This is a genomic window from Rhodococcus zopfii NBRC 100606 = JCM 9919 (genome assembly GCF_001895025.1).
GTDB classification, from domain to species: domain Bacteria; phylum Actinomycetota; class Actinomycetes; order Mycobacteriales; family Mycobacteriaceae; genus Rhodococcus; species Rhodococcus zopfii.
On sequence record NZ_BCXI01000097.1, the window covers coordinates 1 to 3,922 of the forward strand.

3 protein-coding genes are annotated in these 3,922 nt (G+C 62.0%); all 3 read left to right on the forward strand.

Features of this window, described 5'->3' with window-relative positions:
• Positions 1–268: 268 nt before the first annotated feature.
• Complete coding sequence (locus RZ1_RS29185) at positions 269–2,041, forward strand: sigma-54-dependent Fis family transcriptional regulator (protein WP_238072387.1); 1,773 nt, start codon at positions 269–271, stop codon at positions 2,039–2,041.
• 165 nt (positions 2,042–2,206) lie between these two features.
• A complete protein-coding gene (locus RZ1_RS29190; protein ID WP_238072386.1) occupies positions 2,207–3,262 on the forward strand; it encodes an LLM class flavin-dependent oxidoreductase in 1,056 nt (351 codons plus the stop codon).
• 23 nt (positions 3,263–3,285) lie between these two features.
• Positions 3,286–3,922 (forward strand): alpha/beta hydrolase fold domain-containing protein (locus RZ1_RS29195; RefSeq protein ID WP_139282069.1); only part of this gene is annotated, 637 nt, incomplete at its 3' end.

Here is a 3,922-nt window from a genome sequence, read left to right on the forward strand (position 1 = left end):
TCTCGGACCACCGGTGCCGACGATTGCTGGACCTCGTTGTGACGATTCATGGGTGCTGGCGGATCGGGCGAGATCGACCCTGTAATCGATAACCTGCGGCGATGCACGAACTGCGTAGTCACTCCCTCTGTATTGCGGTGGCATTCCGCTGGCTCCTGGACCCTGATCGCCGTCTCCGGTAACTCGATCCGCCATCTGGCCTCTCGAAGCGCAGACCCGACACCCTTCTTGACAGGCCGTCAATAGCGGGGTAATCATCAGCGCTGTGATGCGCGACACTTCTTCACGTTTGCAGGGGCCATTTGACAGTGACGTTGAATCCGACATTGCAGCGCTGCTGCAGGACCGCAGTGGTCTTTTCGAGGGCATTGGCGGTGGAAATCACCCAACTCCTGACGTCCTAGCGTCGTGGAAGCGGTGCGTCCGATATGGGCTCAATCCATCTGGCATCGCGCCACTGACAGCCGACCTTCGTGAGCGGGGTGAGCAACTGATTGCCGCCACGGACGCGGCACTTGCCAGTCGATCGCGAATCGACCAGCTGCAGAGCCTGGGAATGTGCCTGTCACTCACTGACGACCAAGGCGTAATCCTCAAGCAGTGGGCCGGTGGAGCGCCCATCATGAAAACCCTCGAGGGACTCGATGTGGTCGCCGGTTTCAGCGTCGACGAAGCCACCGTAGGAACCTCCAGCGGCAGTTCACTGATCAGCCGAAAACCAACGCTGGTTCGCGGCCCCGAACACTTCGCACCGCAATTCAGCGACCTGACCTCTGCGGGAAACGCCGTAGTCCATCCGATCACCCGCCAGCTGTTGGGCAGCCTCAACCTCACCTGCAGCGTCGACGACTCGTCGCCGCTCGCCCTGTCGTGGGTGCAGGAAATCGTGGCAGACATCGAGGCCACGCTGCTCGAATCGGCCACCGTCAGCGAACGGCTGTTACTGGCTCAATTCCTCCGAGAGAATCGAGATGCCCGACACCCGGTTGTCGCCGTCAATGCCCGCACAGTCATGGCGAACGCCTCAGCCACTCGTCTGCTCGGGGCAGTAGACCAGGCCATGTTGTGGGACCACGCGAAGACAACCTTCGCCGACCGCACTCGCTCCGTCAGTGTCATGTCGCTCGATGGTGGGGTGCGTATTCAGGTAGAACGCTCGTTCGTCACGGGCCCCACATCCGACGAGGGTGTAGTTCTGCGTCTCAGCCGCCTCCATGAACCCGCCCGCAGGCCTGACCTGGCTACGGTTTCGCTCCCGGGGTTGTCCGGCAACGGGCACACCTGGAACCGAATGCGTCACGAGCTGGCACGCGCCACCGACTCGTCGATACTGTTGTACGGAGATCCAGGAACAGGGAAGGCATCGGTGGCCCGCTGCATCGCAGGCCGGGACGCCGCAGCGTTCGACGGGGACGACGCCTCCCCGGAGTGGCTCGAACACATCGCCGGGTCGGCGAACGAGGGCCGCGCACTTGTTCTGCTCCACCTCGATCGAATCCCGAATCAGTGGCGGCTCCGGCTCGCTTCGATCCTGACGACCACAGCGGTACGAGTCGTCGCCACCTCCGGTCGACCACCTGCCAGCGGAGCACTCGGCGACCATCTCCAGGTCTGCTTCCCGGATGTCATAGCAGTGCCTTCGCTGACTGAACGGCCCGAGGATCTCTCGAGTATCGTCGAGAATCTGTCTCTCCGGCACTCCCGCGCCGCCAACCCGCCACGGTGGATGCCGGACGCTATCCAGGCGCTTGCCCGGGTTGATTGGCCGGAGAACATTCGATCTTTGAACCTTGTTGTTGCACAAGTACTCAGCAAGGTGCGACACGACTACGTCGGGATCGGCGACCTTCCGGTCCAGATCCACAGACGAGGTGCCCGGCGGCGCCTGTCCGGGCTAGAGCGGATGGAGGCTGATGCCATCCTGCAAGCGCTTCGCGATTCCGGTGACAACAAGAAACTGGCGTCTGAAGCCTTGGGGATTGCACGTTCGACGCTGTACCGCAAGATGCGCGCGCTAGGTATCGACTCGGCCATCGTCTGAACGGACCCCAGCTGTTCCGCCCGGCGATCCGCCGTGACACCAACCCATGTTGCGTACTGGGACACCATGAATCGGTTGATTTCCCCGACAGTGACGTGACGGCATTCACAGCCGGTCAAACCTGCGGAATCTCGCCGAGGAAGGAACACCGCAATGCGCGTCCATATGACGAACCTCCTGCAGAACTACAACAACTCACGCAGTGACCATGAGGTCTATCGCGACCACCTCAAGCTCTCGTTGCAGGCAGAGACAGCCGGCTACGCCAGTGTGGGATGCGTCGAGCATCACTTCGACCCCGGATACTCGATGTGCCCCGACAACACACAGTTCTTGTCCTACCTGGCTGCTCGCACGAGCACGATCAAACTCCAGACCACCGCGGTGATTCTGCCGTGGAACGACCCGCTGCGTGTCATCGAGAAGATCGCGCTGCTGGACAACTTGGCGGATGGCCGCGTGATCTTCGGTATGGGCCGCGGCCTGGCACGACGCGAATTCGAGGCATTCCGACTCGACATGGGTGAATCCCGGGGCCGTTTCGACGAGGCCGCCGAAATGATCCTTCGCGGACTCGAGGAAGGATACGCCGAGAACGATGGCACCTTCTACAAGCAGCCGCGGGTACCGATCCACCCCCGACCACTCGCATCGTTCAAGGATCGAATCAGTTGCGTGGCAATGAGCCCCGACTCTGCAGTCGCCGCAGGTCGCCTCGGTGCGCAGATGATGGCCTTCATCCAGGGGCCGATGGAGACGCATCACATGCCCATGATCGAAGACTACCGGAAGAGTTTCTACGACACCCACGGGGTGCAGGCGCCGCCCCCGATGATGATCGACCTCACCTACTGCCACCCCGACTCGGAGGCGGCGCGCAAGGTCGCCGCCGAGCACGTCGCCAACTACTACATCACCTGCGTGGAGCACTACGAATTCGGCGGCCGCCACTTCGAGGAAACCACAGGCTACGCCTCCTACGCCGCCGCCAAGCAAGCGATCGACGAACTCGGAATCGAACAGGTGGTGCAAACCTACGTCGACGCCCAGATTTGGGGAACGCCCGAGGAGATGATCGCGAAACACCAAGCCCGCAAGGAAATCGTTGGAGAGTACGAGCCGATCATGGTCTTTCACTTCGGAGGCTTGTACGGCGACAGGGCGGAGGCGAGCTTCAATCTCTTCAACAAGGAAGTTCTGCCCGAACTTCAGCAGCTGTGATCGCATTGAAGCAAGGAGTTTCCATGCCAACAGAAATCGCGCGCGCACGTCAGCTTCTCTCACACCTGGTGTCCAAACCTGACGCGACCGTTGAGGACTACCGGACGCTCTACGAGGAGGTACTTGCCCACTTCGTACTCCCCGATGACGCACGCTGCGAGCGCGTTGTCGTCAATGGAGTGCCGTGCATCTGGGTGACGGCACCGGGTGCCGACTACCAGCGCGCGACCATCTACGTCCACGGCGGAGGGTGGTCGATGGGCAGCGCGTCAGGGTACCAGGAACTCGCTTACCGGTTCTCGGTCGAGACAGGTAGCCGCGTACTGGTCGTCGACTACCGACTGGCCCCGGAAAACCCCTACCCGGCACCGAATGACGACGTTCTGGCGGTATACCGGTGGTTGCGTAACCAGCCGGAGTTCGAACGGATCGCCATCGCCGGCGACTCGGCCGGCGGAGGGATTACGACCGGGGTCACGCTTGCGCTACGTGACGCTGGTGACACAGCTCCGGACGCGCTGGTGTTGCTCTCCCCACTCGTCGATCTTACGGGCGAGGCGGCTTCCCTGACCGAACGTGCGAATGTGGATCCGCTGCCGGCCGCTGCGCTCGTTCAACAGATGGGAGGCGCGTACTTGCAAGGCCGGGACCCTCGGGAAA